Here is a 16,938-nt window from a genome sequence, read left to right on the forward strand (position 1 = left end):
CGGCCATGCCGATGTCGTGGATAAGATAGATTTTGTCGCGCCTCAAAATGCGCGGTTTCTAGCGGCATCCTCGCGCTTCCGCCCAATGCAGAAGCCGGGCGGTGCTCAATGCTCGCCAAAGGATTCGAAGAAATCCTTCATGCGGGCGAAGAACCCGCTCGATTGAGGCGAATTGTCCTTCGATGAGAGTTGCTCGAACTCCTCCAGCAGTTCACGCTGGCGACGGGTGAGGTTCTGTGGCGTCTCGACCGCGGTCTGGATGTAGAGGTCGCCGACATTGGGCTGGCGCAGCACCGGCATGCCTTTGCCCTTGAGCCGGAACTGGCGTCCGTTCTGCGTGCCTTCCGTCACCTTCACCTTGGTCTGCGTGCCATCAAGCGTGGTGACCTCGAAGGAGCCGCCAAGGGCGGCGGTGGTCATCGAGATCGGCACCTTGCAGTAGAGGTCGGCGCCGTCGCGCTGGAAGAATTCGTGCGGCTTCACCGCCAGGAAGATGTAGAGATCGCCGGACGGGCCGCCGCGCAGGCCGGCCTCGCCTTCATTGGCAAGCCGGATGCGGGTGCCGTCCTCGATGCCGGCCGGAATGTTGACCGACAGCGACCGCTCCTCGGTGACGCGGCCCTGGCCGGCGCATTTCGGGCACGGATCCTTGATGGTCTGGCCGCGGCCCTGGCATTGCGGGCAGGTCCGCTCGATCGAGAAGAAGCCTTGCGTGGCGCGTACCTTGCCGTGGCCATTGCACATCGAGCAGGTGACAGGCTGGGTGCCTGGCTTGGCGCCGCTGCCCGAGCATTCCGAGCAGGAGATCGAGGCCGGCACGCGGATTTGCGCGGTCTTGCCGGAAAACGCTTCTTCCAGGGTAATTTCCATGTTGTAGCGCAGGTCGGCGCCGCGCTCGCGGCCGCCCGAAGAACGCCGCTGGCGCCCGCCCATCATGTCGCCGAAAATGTCCTCGAAGATGTCGGCGAAGCCGCCGGCGCCAAAGCCATGCGCGCCGCCATTCATGCCGCCCTGTTCGAAGGCGGCGTGGCCGAACCGGTCATAGGCCGCGCGCTTCTGCGGGTCCTTCAGCGTCTCGTAGGCTTCGTTGATTTCCTTGAACTTGTGCTCGCAGGCATGATCGCCGGGATTGCGGTCGGGATGGAACTGCATGGCGAGTTTGCGAAAAGCGCTCTTCAGCTCCTTCTCGTCGGCGCCCTTTTGCACGCCCAGCGTTTCGTAGAAATCAGCTTTCATTTTTTCCCGCAGTCCGGATGCTCAACGTCTTGATGCATGTTGCGTCGTTTGCCGGCAGGCTGTCTCGATTTAGGAGCGGTGCTGCCCGGATGCTAGAGCCGGCGCGTTTCTGTTCGTCTTTTTCGGCGATTTTTCCGCAAGAGGTTGCAAAAAAGCCCGGCTTTGCGCCGGGCTTCCTACAGCGCGCGTCCTCTCGGACGCGCAAAGAACACTGTAGCACCTCTGAGTGGGCGCATGACCCCAAAAACCGATGTCGATTTTGGGGTCATGCGCATTATTTTGCCGTCAGACCGTTCAGGCCGACTTCTTCTTGTCGTCGTCTTCGTCGATTTCCTCGAAATCGGCATCGACCACGTCGGAATCCTTGGAGGCGTCCGCCTTGGCATCGGCTTCCGCCGCTTCCTTCTGCGAGGCCTCGTACATGGCCTGGCCAAGCTTCATCGAAGCTTCGGCAAGGGTCTGGCTCTTGGCCTCGATGTCGGCCGGGTCGTCGCCTTCGGCGGCGGTCTTCAAGGCCGCGATCGCATCGGCAATCGCCGTGCGCTCGGCCTCCGAAACCTTGTCGCCATATTCCTTCAGCGACTTCTCGGACGAGTGCACCAGCGCCTCGGCCTGGTTGCGGGCCTCGACCACGGCGCGACGCTTCTTGTCGGTCTCGGCATTGGCCTCGGCGTCCTTGACCATCTTCTCGATGTCGGCGTCCGACAGACCACCCGAAGCCTGGATGCGGATCTGGTGCTCCTTGCCGGTGCCCTTGTCCTTGGCCGAGACGTTGACGATGCCGTTGGCGTCGATGTCGAAGGTGACCTCGATCTGCGGTACCCCGCGCGGCGCCGGCGGAATGCCGACCAGGTCGAACTGGCCAAGCGCCTTGTTGTCGGCGGCCATTTCACGCTCACCCTGGAAGACACGAATGGTCACGGCCGACTGAGAATCCTCAGCGGTCGAGAACACCTGGCTCTTCTTGGTCGGGATCGTCGTGTTGCGCTCGATCAGGCGGGTGAACACGCCACCCAGCGTCTCGATGCCGAGCGACAGCGGCGTCACGTCGAGCAGCAGCACGTCCTTGACGTCGCCCTGCAGCACGCCGGCCTGGATGGCGGCACCCAGAGCGACGACCTCATCGGGGTTGACGCCCTTGTGCGGCTCCTTGCCGAAGAACTGCTTCACGATCTCCTGGATCTTGGGCATGCGCGTCATGCCGCCGACCAGGACCACCTCGTCGATCTCGCCAGCCTTGAGGCCGGCATCCTTGAGCGCCGCCTTGCAGGGGTCGATGGTGCGCTGGACGAGGTCTTCGACCAGGCTTTCGAACTTGGCGCGCGTCAGCTTCAGCGTCAGGTGCTTCGGCCCGGTCGCGTCGGCGGTGATGAAGGGCAGGTTGATTTCGGTCTGCGTCGTCGACGACAACTCGATCTTGGCCTTTTCAGCCGCTTCCTTGAGGCGCTGCAGGGCGAGCTTGTCGGCCCTCAGGTCGATGCCCTGTTCCTTCTTGAATTCGGCCGCCAGATACTCGACCAGGCGCATGTCGAAGTCTTCACCGCCGAGGAAGGTGTCGCCATTGGTCGACTTCACCTCGAACACGCCGTCGCCGATTTCGAGCACCGAAATGTCGAACGTGCCGCCGCCAAGGTCATAGACGGCAATGGTCTTGCCATCCTTCTTGTCGAGGCCGTAGGCGAGCGCTGCCGCGGTCGGCTCGTTGATGATGCGCAGCACTTCAAGGCCGGCGATCTTGCCGGCATCCTTGGTCGCCTGGCGCTGGGCGTCGTTGAAATAGGCCGGAACGGTGATGACCGCCTTCTCGACCTTCTCGCCGAGATAGGCTTCCGCCGTTTCCTTCATCTTCTGCAGGATCATGGCCGAGATCTGCGAGGGCGACTGCTTCTTGCCGCCGGCCTCGACCCAGGCATCGCCATTGTCGCCCTTGACGATCTTGTAGGGGACAAGCTTCTTGTCCTTCTCCGTCACCGGATCGTCATAGCGGCGGCCGATCAGGCGCTTGACCGCGAAGATGGTGTTTTCAGGATTGGTGACCGCCTGGCGCTTGGCCGGCTGGCCGACGAGACGTTCGCCGTCGCTTGAGATGGCGACAATCGAAGGCGTCGTGCGCGCGCCTTCCGCATTCTCGATCACTTTCGGCTCCTTGCCGTCCATGATGGCGATGCACGAGTTGGTGGTGCCGAGATCGATACCGATTACTTTTGCCATTTTTCTAGTCTCTCCGCTAAGCAGGCTTTCAGGACCCGTAAGGCGTTCCGACGAAAGCCCCTGTTCAAAAGAAATCCCGTTCGGCAACCGGTGTTCCGACGCCAGACGGCTTGGCGCGTATATAAGAACAGCCTGCATCGGGCGCAAGCATTCTGCGCAAGGCTTCCATGAACCTTTCCACTCCGGCCTGCGACTGACGTTCAGGTGCCGCATGGCGCGGCTCGGAAAGGAAGTCCCATGACCAGCAATCCAGAGACTCCAGGGTCTCCGGGAACAACAGGAACTCGGCGCAGCCACCGCCTTCGGGACGGGGTCGATGCGCTGGGCTTTCGGCTGATTCCGTTGACCCTGCACAGGAGCAGGCGTATCGTAGAAGTGAGGAAAGCAGACAATTCGATCAGGGAAGAACGTGCCGGAACGCCGCGCCTTGCCCTGGTTTGCGCGGCAACGCCGGATGTTTCTCCCGTGGCTAACGGGGGTAGCGCCATGTCTCGCGTCCGCGGCACGCTCGTGTCCTCACTGAACGGCGGCGTGCGCGGTGCGGCGCGTGTTGGCGGCGGATTGCTGGCGGTGGCATTCACCGCCAGCCTGTGGCTTGGCGGCGCCCAGGCGCAGGAGAGCCAGACCCGGATCATTTATCCCGGCTCGATGGCGGTCACCGGATTTTCCGGCACCATCATTCCCAATCTCGACTCTCCCGATTCCGAAAGCGGGGGCTTGCCGCCCGGCGTCGATCCCGTGGATGAAACCTTCATCGACACCACCCAAGCCACCTTGCGCGTGTTCGACGTCTCCCATCTTGGCGGGCCGGCTTCCGGTCAACTCGTCTTCACGCCGCCGCCTTTCGAGGTGACGGCGGGCCAGATCGGCCAGGTGTTCGGCCTCACCTACGACGACGGTATGCGCGATGGCGTTCCGCCGGGCATTCCCAACCTCTACGCCGCCGCCACCTCGCTGCATGGCGTCGCGATCGTCACGCCGGACGCCGACAAGGACGGCAGGCCGGAGCGGCAGCGCCGCGGCAAGGCCGGCGCCACTTTCATGGACGGCCAGTTCGGCACCGAAAACGGTGGCGGACCGGGCACCATCTGGAAGATCGACGGCATCACCGGCCAGGTCTCCAAATTCGCCGAGATCGACACCAACAGCGGTCCCGGTATCGGCAACCTCACCTTCGATCCCAATCACCGTCAGTTCTTCGCTTCGGACCTCGACACCGGCCTGATCCATCGCATCGACGCCAATGGCAAGCTGATCGACACGTTCGACCATGGCGTCGCCGGTCGCCCGGCGCATGGTCTGGCTCCGGTCGCCGACGATGGCGCGGTGATGGACATACAGGGCGCGGCCTTTGACACCGAAGACCCCGAGACCTGGGGCTACACACAGGACGGGCGCCGCGTCTGGGCCGTCTCCTATCATGGCGGCCGGCTCTACTATTCGGTCGGCGAAAAGGCCGAGATCTGGTCGGTGGGCATTGCCCGCGACGGCACCTTCGCCGGCGACCCGCGCTGGGAACTGACGGTCAAGGCCGACAAGGACTATGCCGTCACCGACATCGCCTTCGACAACAGCGGCTTCATGTATCTCGCTCAGCGCGGCCCGGTCGAAAACCGTTATGATTACAGCCGCTTCGCCGATTCCGGCAAGGGCGAGGCGATCCGCTACTGGCGCGAAAATCCCGACGATCCGGCGACGGAATCGGCCTGGGTGCACATGCCGCAGGAATATGCCGTCGGCTTCCCGCAGGCCAATCGGCAATCGGCTGGCGGGCTCGACCTGCAGTATGGCTATGACGCCGACGGCAATCTCGACACCTCGGTCTGCACGCAGACGCTGGTCAACACCGGCGACAGATTGCGTGACAATCCAGCACTCGCCGGGCAACTCGCCGCCGGCGGGCCGCTTCCTGTGCATGGCGTGCAGATCACGCCCAAGGACCTGGTCAAGCCGGCGAATGTGCCGCCCTTCGGCTCCTGGTTCGTCGACTTCGACGGCTATTTCGAGGATCCCGAAATGGAAGGCCATGTCGGCGACGTCGCCATCTGGCATCCCTGCGAGGGCCGCGCCGGCTATTATGAAGAAATCCCGGGCGGCTATCTGCCCCCCTTCTACCCGCCGGACTTCCCACCGCCCGGCAATCTGCCTCCCTGTCTCGATGTCGACGATGTGCAGTATTTCTGCACGCCTTCAGGCCTTGAGGCCGATCTCTATCTCCATGACCACGCCGGCTTCGGCGGCGATTCGATCAAGGTCCAATCCAGGACGCCAGGCGTCGGGGTGACCACACCCATATCGCATGCGCCAGGCAGGCCGTACACGATCGACATCACCGGCCACAGTCCGGGCGACAGGGTCGATGTCGGGCTGTGTTTCTACAGGAAGTCCGACAAGGACAAGGGTGGCTACTACCCTTGCTGCAAGATGACCTTGCCGCTGCGCACGCCAGCCATCAGGTGCGAACGTTGAGGAGGGAAAGATGACCATTCTTGCTCCTTCCCCGCTCGCGGCGAATCCTCAAAACACTGTCATGGAGACGATCATGAAACCCCTGTCATATGCCAGGCGCGGTGCGCGCTGGCTGATGGCGGCCGGTATCGCGGTCGCTCTCGCGCCCGCACTGCCGGCTGTCGCCGCCCAGGGCGTCCAGGCCGCCAGCCCGGATGTCCAGCCGCTGCAGTTCGACAACCCGCGCATCATCAATCCTGAACCCGGACGCGTGGTGCCCTTCTTCACCAAGACGGGCGGTCAACGCAGCTGCGACTACGTCTTCTACACCTTGACCTTCGGTCTGCGCGGCGATCCCCAGAGCTTTGCCAACCCGCGCCTCGCGGCCGCGTTGAAGGCGGCAAAACTCGAATTCAAGGACCAGCTTCCGCATGGCCTCTCGATCGTCGACGTGCAGGTCGCCGGCGATGGCACGGACGCCTCCGGCGGGCCCTTGCCGGGTGCCGTCATCAGCAATTCGGCCGGTCCCAACGATACGGCAACGGTTTCCGATTTCCGGATTTCGGCTTCCGATCTCGATGGCTCGGGCGCGCTGAACGAACGCGTCATCACCTTCAGGATCACGGCCAAGATCGACCATGCGGCGTTCCCCGCGCCAACCGTGGTCGACAATCAGGGCCTGATCAAGGTCACGAACGGAACCGGCCCGGGCACCACCATCCCGTCGCAGGATCCGGGAAAGCCGGATGACGGCAACCTGCTGACCGGCGAAAAGACCTCTGTCCGCATCGACGTCACCAAATGCGAACCGCCGCCTCCACCCCCGACCGATCATGAATGCTTCAAGGTCGAGCGCGGCACGGTCGACTGCGTGCCCGGCGGCGGCGCCTTCATCTACCACTTGCCGGTCGGCTCCGAGATGGGCGGCAAGTGGATACAGCTTTCGACGACGACGCCAGGCATCGCCATCATCCCCGACACCCAGCAGGTGCCGGCGGGCGGCGGCGTGCTTAACTGGAAGATCGTCGGCGCCTTACCCGGCGAGACCATCCACATCATCGTCACCGGCATCAACACCTATGCCGGGCCGAAGGAGGGCTGGGGGCTCTGCTGCACGCAAACGATCGACATCGTCATTCCGCCCGATCTCAAATGCCCGCCACGGGACAAGGAGCCGGACCTCAAGGTGGAAAAACATGCCGATGTTCCGCGCTGCACGATGGCCGGCGGCTGCGATTTCACCATCCGGGTCACCAATGTCGGCACCGCGCCCTATAACGGCAAGATCGTGCTCGACGAGGTGACGCTGCCGGCCGGCTCGACGCTGAGTTCAGGGCCCAATCCGCCCTGGGTCTGCGTGCCCGGCGCCACTCCGATGACGTGCACCTATCCGGTGACCACGCTCAATCCGGGCGCTTTTGTCGACCTCACGCTCGGCTTCAAGCCGGCCGCGGGCTGGCAAGGCAGCGTCCTGCGCAACTGCGCGGCCTACAACTACGCGGCCAGCGGCAAGCCGCTGTTCGGCAGCCAGGCCAACGACCGCGGCTGCGCTTCTATCCCGATCTGCCGCCGTGGCGATCGTGACCGCGATTGCCAGCCGCCGGTCGAGAAGAAGGTCGACCTGATCCTGAAGAAGCGTGCCCGCTCCGAAATCTGCACCGCCGATGGCGTCTGCAGCTTCGTCATCGACATCATCAACAATGGCTCCGCTACCTATAACGGGCCGCTGACGGTGATCGACAATTACCCCGACGGCGCGCCTACATCCTCGACCTTCGGCCCGAGCCCGCCCTGGACTTGCGGTCCGAATGGTCCTGGCCAGTTCCGCTGCGACAATCCCGGCATCTCGCTGCCTCCAGGCGCCTCGACGCCGATCGTCGTCAAGGCGGTGGTGCCGGCCAGCTACCGGTCGGACATGGTCGAGAACTGCGCCGAAGTTAAGCCTATCCCCGGCGAGGCCGATCTCACCAACAACAAGGCTTGCGCCAAGGAACGCACCCGCCATCCCAACGCTGGCCAGCCTGGCCTGCGCATCACCAAGGTGTGCAGCGGCTCGTTGGCCGGCGCAGCAGTCGTCTCCTGCCGCATCACCGTCACCAATGCCGGCACGGCTGCCCCCACCGGTCCGGTGCGGGTCAACGACGCCGCTACATTGGTATCCGGCGGAGCGCCGGTCCAAATCCAGACCGTCACATCAGACGGCGCGGAATGGGCGTGCGGTCCGGTGCCGGCCAACACGCTGTCGTGCCAGCTTCCCGGTGCCGTCATGACGCCCGGAACCTCCAGGCACTTCGACGTGACGGTTTCGGCCAATGGCCAATTCGAGAACTGCGCGCGCGGCTCCTACGGTCCGGCGCAGGGCGACGACGTCGTCTATCCGATCGGCCAGGCCTGCGCCAAGGGCGGCGGCGCTTCGACCATCCGTGTCGAAAAGACCGGCGACCGCGAGTGCCGGCCCGGCCAGCCCTGCTCGTTCGACATCACCATATCGAACGATGGGACGAGCCCCTTCTCGGGTCCGGTCCGCATCGGCGATGCGATCGGCGTGGAAGGGCTTGGCCGGCTGGAAGGCGTTGCGATCACTTCGATCGACCCGCCCTTCGGCTGCTCGCCCGAACCGGCAACCTTGCCCGCGTCCTGCATAACGAACCTGACGCTCGGCGCCGGCGAAAGCCAGTCGCATCATGTCACCGTGATCATTCCCGATGATGGGCGTCTGGCCACTCTGCAGGGTAACGTCAACGGCCAGAACTGCGTCGGCGTTCTCTCCCCCGACACACGGGTGCAGGGCGGCGGTGACGTGCTGTCCGGCGACCAGGCCAACCTGCAAGGCGATCGCGGCAAAGCCTATGCGTGCCACCCCTTCACCATCGCCCATGAGGTGAAGAACCAGTGCTCGCCAGGCTTTGTCATGAACAATGCCGGCAGGTGCGTCTGCCCCGAAGGCACCACCTTCCGCAACGGCCAGTGCGCCGGCGGCGGCACCAAGCTCCTGCCGCTTCCCGTGCCTCCGCCGCCACGCTGCGTGCTGCTCGAAGGCCAGATCCGCACCGGGGACGGACGCTGCGTCTGTCCGCGCGGCACGGAGCTGGAGAATGCCGTCTGCGTCAAGACAAGCAGGCCGGACTGCACGATACCCGGTTCCGTGCCGGCCTCGGACGGCAATGGCTGCTCCTGCCCCGATGGCACGTATCTCGACAGGAAGGCAAATGCCTGCGTCCGCGACAGGCCGAGGCCTGAGCAATGCACCATCCGTGGCCAGATCCACGACGCCGATGGCGATTGCATCTGTCCGCAAGGAACCGAGGTGCGTAGCGGCGCCTGCCGTCCGGTTCGGCCGAAGCCGCAGCAGTGCCGCATCCCCGGCCAGACACGCAATGCCGATGGCGATTGTGTTTGTCCGCAAGGGACCGAGCTGCGCAACGGAGCCTGCCGCCCCGTTCGGCCGGAGCCCGACCAGTGCACGATCCGTGGTCAGGTCCACGACGCCGACGGCAATTGCGTCTGCCCGCGGGGTACCGAGGTGCAAGGCAATGCCTGCCGGCGCAAGCAGCCGCAACTGGAGCAGTGCGATATACGCGGCCAGGTCCACAACAAGCGCGGCGAGTGTGTCTGCCCGCGCGGGAGCGAGGTGATCAATGGCGCATGCCGCAGGCAGCAGGTGGAATGCGCCCCGGGCTCGCAGATGATCAATGGCCAGTGCCAGCCGATCATCAGGCGGCGTTGCCCGGAAGGCACTATCGGGCGGTATCCGAACTGCCGGCCCATACGTGAGCAGGCTCCCCTGGAGCTCAACCCGGGCCTCCTGCTGCAGCAGGTCCTGCCGAGGCGCGGCCTGCAGACCGACCAGCAACAGGATCCTGCTCCAAACAGGATCCTGAAACTCCAGCAGCAGTAACCGCTGCGCGGCACAGACCAGAAACCCGCCCGAGCAATCTGGCGGGTTTCTTTCGTTATGACCCATAGGGGCGAAAAATGGCTGGAAGACCGCCCTTTGGCCTGTGGCCTGCTGTGCTTGCGCCCTCGACAAGTCACCTGGAGCGCTTTAGGCAGTCGTTTCGGAGCGACCGGATGAAAAGGGCGCCCGGAAAGGCCGCGAGATGAGCAAAAAAACCCTGATCGCACCCTCGGTGCTGGCATCGGATTTCTCCAAGCTCGGTGACGAGGTCGAGGCCGTGGCGGCGGCCGGCGCCGACTGGATCCATCTCGATGTCATGGACGGCCATTTTGTCCCCAACATCACCTTCGGCCCGCCGGTGATCAAGGCGATCCGCAACCGCACCAAGGCCTTCTTCGACTGCCACCTGATGATCGCGCCGGCCGATCCCTATCTCGCCGCCTTCGCCGAGGCCGGCTGTGACGGCATGACGGTGCATGCCGAGGCCGGGCCGCATCTCGACCGCTCCCTGCAGACCATCAGGAATCTCGGCAAGAAGGCCGGTGTGTCGCTCAATCCGGCAACGCCGGAAAGTGCTGTCGAATATGTACTCGACCGGCTCGACCTGATCCTGGTCATGACCGTCAATCCGGGCTTCGGCGGCCAGGCCTTCATCCCGGGGATCGTCGAGAAGGTGAGACGGGTCAAGGCGCTGATCGGCGACCGACCGATCCGCATCGAGATCGACGGCGGCGTTTCGCCGGAAACGGCTCCCTTGGTCACCGCCGCCGGCGCCGACGTGCTGGTCGCCGGCGCCGCCGTCTTCAAGGGCGGCAGCGTCGAAGCCTATCGCGCCAATATCGAGGCGATCAGGACAGCGGCCGACAAAGCCGCCGGCTGACACGTCACGGGTTGCGCCGTTTCCATTCCGGCAGGCCGGCGAAGGCAATTCCAGGAAAAATGCATGGCGGTTTTCCGTCCGGAATTGCGCGGCAACAAGGCTTCGAGCGGGTCGATGCGTTCCGTCAGACGCGGAACCGGCGCCAAGGGCTCGCGCGCGGGGCACGATGGGTCGAGGGCCTGCTGCCGAATCACTGGGCCGGACGGGAGGCCGGATTCGGCTACATTGTCGATGTCCTTTGCGCGCGGCAGAAAAGATGATCGCATGGGCACACAAGCAACAGATGATTCCGCATGCATACTGGTTGCAGAGCCGCACAAATTCGCGTGATCAGCGGCGGTCGGGGGCATATTTCTTCGTTCTTAAGTACAATGGCGCCATCCTCTGCTTGAGCGCCCAGAGGCCGGCGCTATGTGGTACATGTACGGAAGGGGAAATGTTTTTCGGACTCGAATTGCCCAAGACAAGAGTTGGGGGACAGGGAGTCGCTTTTGACATACGGCGCTGCCAATCTGCACGACGACAGCACAGGATCCAAGAGCACGCTTGCCAGCACGGTCTATCATCAACTTCGTGACGATCTTCTCGCCGGCAACCTGGAAACCGAAAGCAAGCTACGGGTCGAGTGGGTTGTTTCCAAATATGGTGCCGGTGCCTCTCCGGTCCGTGAGGCCCTAAATCGCCTTGCCTCCGAAGGGCTGCTCGGCCGCCATGACCAGCGCGGTTTCTTCATCATGCCGATCAGCGCGGCGGAGCTCGAGGAGCTGACGCGCACCCGCTGCTGGCTCGAGGAACGCGCGCTTCGTGAATCCATTGCCCATCGCACCGCCGAATGGGAAGAGCAGCTGGTGCTGGCGCTGCATCGCCTGGGGCGGGCGTCGCGTCTTTCGCCGCAAAATCTCTCCTCGCTCGATCCGGATTGGGAGAAGTTGCACCGAACCTTCCATCGGGTGCTGATCTCGGCCTGCCGGTCGCACTGGCTGGTGAGCTTCTGCGATCAGCTTTCCGATCACGCCTACCGCTATCGGCAAATGGCCAATGGTGGCGAGGGCGTTCAGCGCGACGACTTCGCCGAACACCGGCTGATCGCCGAATGCGCACTGGACGGCAATGCCGACGGTGCCGTTCAGGCCCTGATCGATCACTACCAGCTGACCACGGCCCTGTGCATGGAACGCTTCAAGCAAGCCGGGGATTCAAAGGCCGCCACCCCGACCCAAAGCACCCGACGGTAGCGGCCGGGTTCTTTCGGCGTCTCACTGCTCACCGCCCGCGACCTTTGCCGCGATCCAGTTTGCTGGACCCGCGTTTGCGGTCTTGACGGCATGGCCGGGAAACGCGAACTCTTTGCCGCCGGCGCATGCTTTCCCATGGGGATGCCAGGCGCCATTGCCCTCGCTGCAGGAAGACTTCATGAGCAATCATCTGTTCGATGCGTTCCGGTCCCGGATGCCGGCGCCCGATCGTTTGTTGATGGAAACCGACGATGGGCGATCGCTGACCTATGGCGACATGCTGGCGCGGTCGGCACAGCTCGCGCATGCGCTCCTGCAACTGGATGTCGAGCCCGGCGACCACGTCGCCGTGCAGGTCGAGAAGAGCCCGGAGGCGGTGCTGCTTTATCTCGCCTGTGTGCGCGCCGGAGCGGTCTTCCTGCCGCTCAACACTGCCTACACGCTGACCGAGCTCGGCTATTTCTTCGAGGATGCCGCGCCGCGGGTCATTGTCTGCGATCCGGCGAAATCGGCTGACATAGCGCGCATGGTTGAGCCATCCGGTGCCGTCGTCGTCACGCTCGACCGCAACGGCCAGGGATCGCTGACGGACCAGGCATCGCGGCAATCGACCGATTTCCATGACGTCGAGCGCGGCAAGGACGATCTCGCGGCGATCCTCTACACATCCGGAACGACCGGCCGTTCGAAAGGCGCCATGCTCAGCCACGGGAATCTCGCCTCGAACGCACGGGTGCTGGTCGAGCAATGGCGGTTCACATCAGGCGATGTGCTGATCCACGCGCTGCCGATCTTCCATACCCACGGCCTGTTCGTCGCCACCAACGTCATCCTGATGGCCGGCGCCTCGATGCTGTTCGAACAGAAATTCGATCCGGCCCGCATCGTCTCGCTGCTGCCGCGCGCCACGGCGCTGATGGGCGTGCCGACCTTCTACACCAGGCTGCTGCAGCAGGACCGGCTGGACCGCCAGGCAGCGAAGAATATCCGCCTGTTCGTGTCCGGCTCGGCGCCGTTGCTGGCCGAGACGCACAGGGCCTGGCGCGAGCGCACCGGCCACGCCATCCTCGAGCGTTACGGCATGACCGAGACCAACATGAACACCTCCAACCCTTACGACGGCGAACGGCGCGCCGGCACGGTCGGCTTCCCCTTGCCTGGCATCGCGCTTCGTATAGCCGATCCCGACACCGCCAGGCCGCTTGCCCAGGGCGAGGTCGGCATGATCGAGGTGAAGGGTCCGAACGTGTTTTCCGGCTACTGGCGCATGCCGGAAAAGACCAAGGCGGAATTCCGCGCCGACGGTTTCTTCATCACCGGCGATCTCGGCATGGTCGATGCCGACGGCTATGTCCACATTGTCGGCCGCGGCAAGGACCTGATCATTTCAGGCGGCTACAACATCTACCCGAAGGAACTTGAGAGCGAGATCGACGCGCTCGACGGGGTCGCGGAAAGCGCGGTCATCGGCGTTGCCCATCCCGACTTCGGCGAAGCTGTCACCGCGGTCGTGGTCCGGACGCCGGGGTCGCGGATCACCGGGGCCGAAATCCTTGGCGCCATCGCCGGGCGCCTGGCAAAATACAAGCACCCGAAGCGGGTGATCTTCGTCGACGAATTGCCGCGCAATACGATGGGCAAGGTACAAAAGAATCTTTTACGCGACGCCTATAGGGATCTCTACGCATGCTAGGGAGTGGTTGACGCAATTCTGGACGAAACCCGCCTCACACTTTCCTGGAATTGCTCTCCGACGGCGCCACCTACTTCTGTGGCTTGTGGTTCCGAGCACCGGAACCCCACAAGGCACGCTGGAACAGGCTGCGTTTGCGATTGCGCGGCGCAAGGTCGATGTCGCTGACCAGTTTTGCGCCGTCCTTTCGCCGTTCCAGGGTGATCTTGCGGGTGTGGAAGGCTTCGAGCTCGGCGCGGTGCGCCACGCTGATGATGGTGACATCGGGCAATTCGTGGATCACCGTCTTCATCATCTGGTCCTGGCTCTTTTCGTCCAGCGCCGAGGTCGCCTCGTCCAGCACGACGATATCGGGCCTGTGCAGCAAGAGGCGCGCGAAGGCGACCCGCTGCCTTTCACCGCCAGACAGGGTCTGGTCCCATGGGGCTTCTTCTTCGAGCCGTTCGGCAAGGTAGCCCAGGCCAACCTTGTCGAGGGCGGCCTTGATCTGCTTTGCCGCCCAGTTGTCGGCGGCGGCGGGATAGGCGACCGCGCGGCGCAGCGTACCGGTCGGGATGTAGGGGCGCTGCGGCAGCATGAACAGCCGCCGGTCGGGGTGGAAATTGACGCTGCCGCTGCCCCATGGCCACAGGCCGGCGATCGCCCGCACCAGCGTCGACTTGCCCGAGCCGGATTCGCCGGACACCAGCACCCGCTCGCCCGGTTCGACCACCACTTCGGTTTCTTTGACCACCGAGGTGCCATCGTCGAGCGTCACGCAGAGATTGTCGAGGCTGAGCATCGCATCGCCCTTGGTGTTGCCGTGCTTGATGCGCCCCAATTTATCGTTCTGCTCGGCGCGCTCGAGCCCGTCGAGCGACATCATCAGCGAGGCGATGCGGTGGGCCGAGGCATTCCAGTCGGCAAGTCGCGGGTAGTTGTCGACCAGCCATCCGAAGGCGCCCTGCACGATGGCGAAGGCGGAAGCCGCCTGCATCACCTGCCCGAGCGACATTGAGCCTTCGAGGAATTTTGGCGCGCACAGCAGCACCGGCACGACAGGGGCGAACAGGCTCGAGCCCTGCGAGACCAGTGCGGTGCGCATATGCTGGCCGGTCAGCCGCGCCCATCGCTTCAGCACGCCGGCGAAAGTCTTGTCTATGCCGCTGTTCTCCTCTTCCTCGCCTCCCAGCAAGGCGATGCTCTCGCCGTTCTCGCGCACACGCGTCAGCACATAGCGGAATTCGGCTTCGGCCTGGTTCTTGTCCTCCGAAAGCCGCACGAAATTGCGGCCGATGATGAACATCGAGGTGGAGGTGATCGCTGCGTAAACCACGGCGGTGATGACGAGGAAGCCGGGCACGGTGATGGTCGAGCCGCCGAGCGGAAAACTCAGCGCCCCGCCGATCGTCCACAGCACCACGATGAAGGTCGAGGCTGACAGGAAGGCGGAAGTGACCCCGGCGACGAAATCGACGGGCGACTCGGTTGCGACGCGCAGATCCTCCGACAGGCGGGCCTCGGGGTTCTGGTGGTCGCCCTTGACGAGGTTGAGCTGGTAGTAGCGGCCGTGATCCAGCCAGCGCGCGATGACCGAGGTGGTCAGCCAGGAGCGCCAGCGGCGCTGCATCGTCATGCGCAGATAGACCTGCGCGACGACAAGGCCGATGCTGCCGGCCACGAGCGGCAGGAAAATGGCGCTGAGAAAGTACACCGTACGGGCCTGGCGCTGCTCGATGGCGTCGAAGATGGCGCGGTTCCAGACATTGATCCCGTATTGGAAGCCGACATTGGTGCCGATCAGGACCAGCAGCCCGATCGTCAGCGGCCAGGCGAGCCTGTCGCCATGCCGTCCCCAATAGCCGCGCCCGCTGATCCAGAAACGCCTTAGCAGGTATTTCTTGCGCGCCTGAGCCGCCTCCTCGGGCGTCAGTTCCGGATCGGGTTCGACGGCATCCGGCGGTGGGGGCGCGGCGACGCCGACAACCTCGGACGCCGCTTCGGCGGTAGGCACCTTCTTGTCACGTGGCTCTTTTTCGCGCGGCTTCTCTTCGCGCGTCTTGTCGTCACGCGGCTTTTGGCGTCGTGGCTTTCCCCGACCCGGCTTCAAGGCGCCGCGCGGTTTGATGCCATCGGCCGGTTCGGATTTGGGTCTCGCCTCGGACATACGCCCGACAACGACCTCGAAATCAAAAGGTTTCATGCCGTTTGTTCGAGATGACAATTCCCGACAGCGCCTGTCATTCCCGGTACAGCAGCCCGGCGACATGGTCGGCGATCGCCAGGCTTGCCGTCAGGCCGGGGCTCTCTATGCCGAACAGATTGACGATCCGGCCCGCGCGATGATCGGACGGTCCCTGCACCACGAAGTCGGCGGCGGGTTGACCGGGGCCCGACAGCTTCGGCCTGATGCCGGCATAGGCCGGCTGCAGCGCGCCATCGCCAAGGGCGGGCCAATAGCGCCGGATCGCCTCGTAGAAGGCGGCGCTTCGGCCCCGATCGACCGTGTAATCCACATGGTCGATCCACTCGACGTCGGGTCCGAAGCGCGCACTGCCGCCGAGATCGAGAGTCAGATGGACGCCAAGGCCACCCTCGGCCGGAACCGGATAGATCAGCCGCGAAAAGGGTGACCGGCCCGGAAGGGCGAAATAGTTCCCGCGCGCCAGCCACTGCCGGGGGATGAGATCCCTCGGAAAACCGTCGATCCGGCCGGCCACGGCCTGCGCATCGAGGCCCGCGGCATTGATGAAGGCATCGGCCTTCAAGGCGAAGGTCTCGCCATTGGCATCGCGCGTGTCGATCCGGATCCCATCGGTTTCGATCGTGGCTCCGGCGACAGCGGTCAGGAAGGCGAAGGATGCGCCGGCCGCTTCGGCATCGCCGCGCAGTGACAGCATCAACGCGTGGCTGTCGACAATGCCTGTCGATGGCGACAGCAGCGCGCCGGCGCATGTCAGCGCCGGCTCCAGGCTTTCGGCCTCGTCGCGCGTCAAAAACTCGAGATCGTCCACCCCGCAGCGCCGCGCATTGTCCTGGATCGCCCGCAACCCTTCCGTCTGGCTAGGCTCGTTGGCGACGATCAGCTTGCCGGGGCGGGCATGGGCGATGTTGTGCTCGGCGCAGTAGGCGTAGAGCCGCCGGCGTCCTTCGACGCAGAGTCGGGCCTTTAGGCTTCCCGGCGCATAATAAAGCCCGGCATGGATGACTTCGGAATTGCGCGAACTGGTGACGGTGCCGATCGCATCGGCCTGCTCGACCACCACCACCTCGCGGCCCGACAAGGCGAGCGCCCTGGCGATGGCAAGCCCGACCACGCCTGCTCCGGCGACGACACAATCGATTGTCTGCATGGCCT

General features: G+C 64.3%; 9 protein-coding genes. 5 read left to right on the forward strand and 4 right to left on the reverse strand.

From position 1 onward, the window contains the following. Positions 1-105: 105 nt before the first annotated feature. Together dnaJ and dnaK are read right to left on the reverse strand one after the other, a co-directional pair. On the reverse strand, positions 106-1,236 hold the full coding sequence (dnaJ, locus tag FJ938_RS05880) for a molecular chaperone DnaJ (protein ID WP_140612585.1): 1,131 nt from the start codon (positions 1,234-1,236) through the stop codon (positions 106-108). A 294-nt stretch (positions 1,237-1,530) separates the two neighbouring features. After that, on the reverse strand, positions 1,531-3,447 hold the full coding sequence (dnaK, locus tag FJ938_RS05885; protein ID WP_140612583.1) for a molecular chaperone DnaK: 1,917 nt from the start codon (positions 3,445-3,447) through the stop codon (positions 1,531-1,533). Between the two features lie 486 nt (positions 3,448-3,933). Between dnaK and FJ938_RS05890 the strand changes: the two genes are divergently transcribed. The 5 genes from FJ938_RS05890 (at position 3,934) to FJ938_RS05910 (ending at position 13,601) form a co-directional block, all read left to right on the forward strand. Then, the gene (locus tag FJ938_RS05890; protein ID WP_140692009.1) at positions 3,934-5,916 is read left to right on the forward strand and encodes a hypothetical protein; all 1,983 of its coding nucleotides are present in this window, start codon (positions 3,934-3,936) and stop codon (positions 5,914-5,916) included. Between the two features lie 10 nt (positions 5,917-5,926). Next, positions 5,927-9,793, forward strand: coding sequence for a hypothetical protein (locus FJ938_RS05895; RefSeq protein WP_140692011.1), 3,867 nt, complete (start codon positions 5,927-5,929; stop codon positions 9,791-9,793). A 202-nt stretch (positions 9,794-9,995) separates the two neighbouring features. Next, a complete protein-coding gene (gene rpe, locus FJ938_RS05900; protein ID WP_140692013.1) occupies positions 9,996-10,673 on the forward strand; it encodes a ribulose-phosphate 3-epimerase in 678 nt (225 codons plus the stop codon). A gap of 491 nt (positions 10,674-11,164) precedes the next feature. Further along, complete coding sequence (locus tag FJ938_RS05905) at positions 11,165-11,908, forward strand: GntR family transcriptional regulator (protein WP_140612575.1); 744 nt, start codon at positions 11,165-11,167, stop codon at positions 11,906-11,908. Between the two features lie 178 nt (positions 11,909-12,086). After that, positions 12,087-13,601: a malonyl-CoA synthase gene (locus FJ938_RS05910; protein ID WP_140612573.1), complete on the forward strand. Its 1,515-nt coding sequence runs from the start codon at positions 12,087-12,089 to the stop codon at positions 13,599-13,601. A 70-nt stretch (positions 13,602-13,671) separates the two neighbouring features. Here the strand turns inward: FJ938_RS05910 and FJ938_RS05915 are convergent, their stop codons facing one another. Both FJ938_RS05915 and FJ938_RS05920 read right to left on the reverse strand, forming a co-directional pair. Beyond that, positions 13,672-15,747, reverse strand: a complete 2,076-nt coding sequence (locus FJ938_RS05915) for an ABC transporter ATP-binding protein/permease (RefSeq protein WP_140692083.1) — start codon at positions 15,745-15,747, stop codon at positions 13,672-13,674. 73 nt (positions 15,748-15,820) lie between these two features. Continuing rightward, positions 15,821-16,933 carry an NAD(P)/FAD-dependent oxidoreductase gene (locus tag FJ938_RS05920; RefSeq protein ID WP_140692015.1) on the reverse strand — a complete coding sequence of 371 codons (1,113 nt, stop codon included), beginning with the start codon at positions 16,931-16,933 and terminating at the stop codon, positions 15,821-15,823. Between the last annotated feature and the right edge of the window lie 5 nt (positions 16,934-16,938).

The organism is Mesorhizobium sp. B2-4-14 (genome assembly GCF_006442155.1).
Lineage (GTDB): Bacteria > Pseudomonadota > Alphaproteobacteria > Rhizobiales > Rhizobiaceae > Mesorhizobium.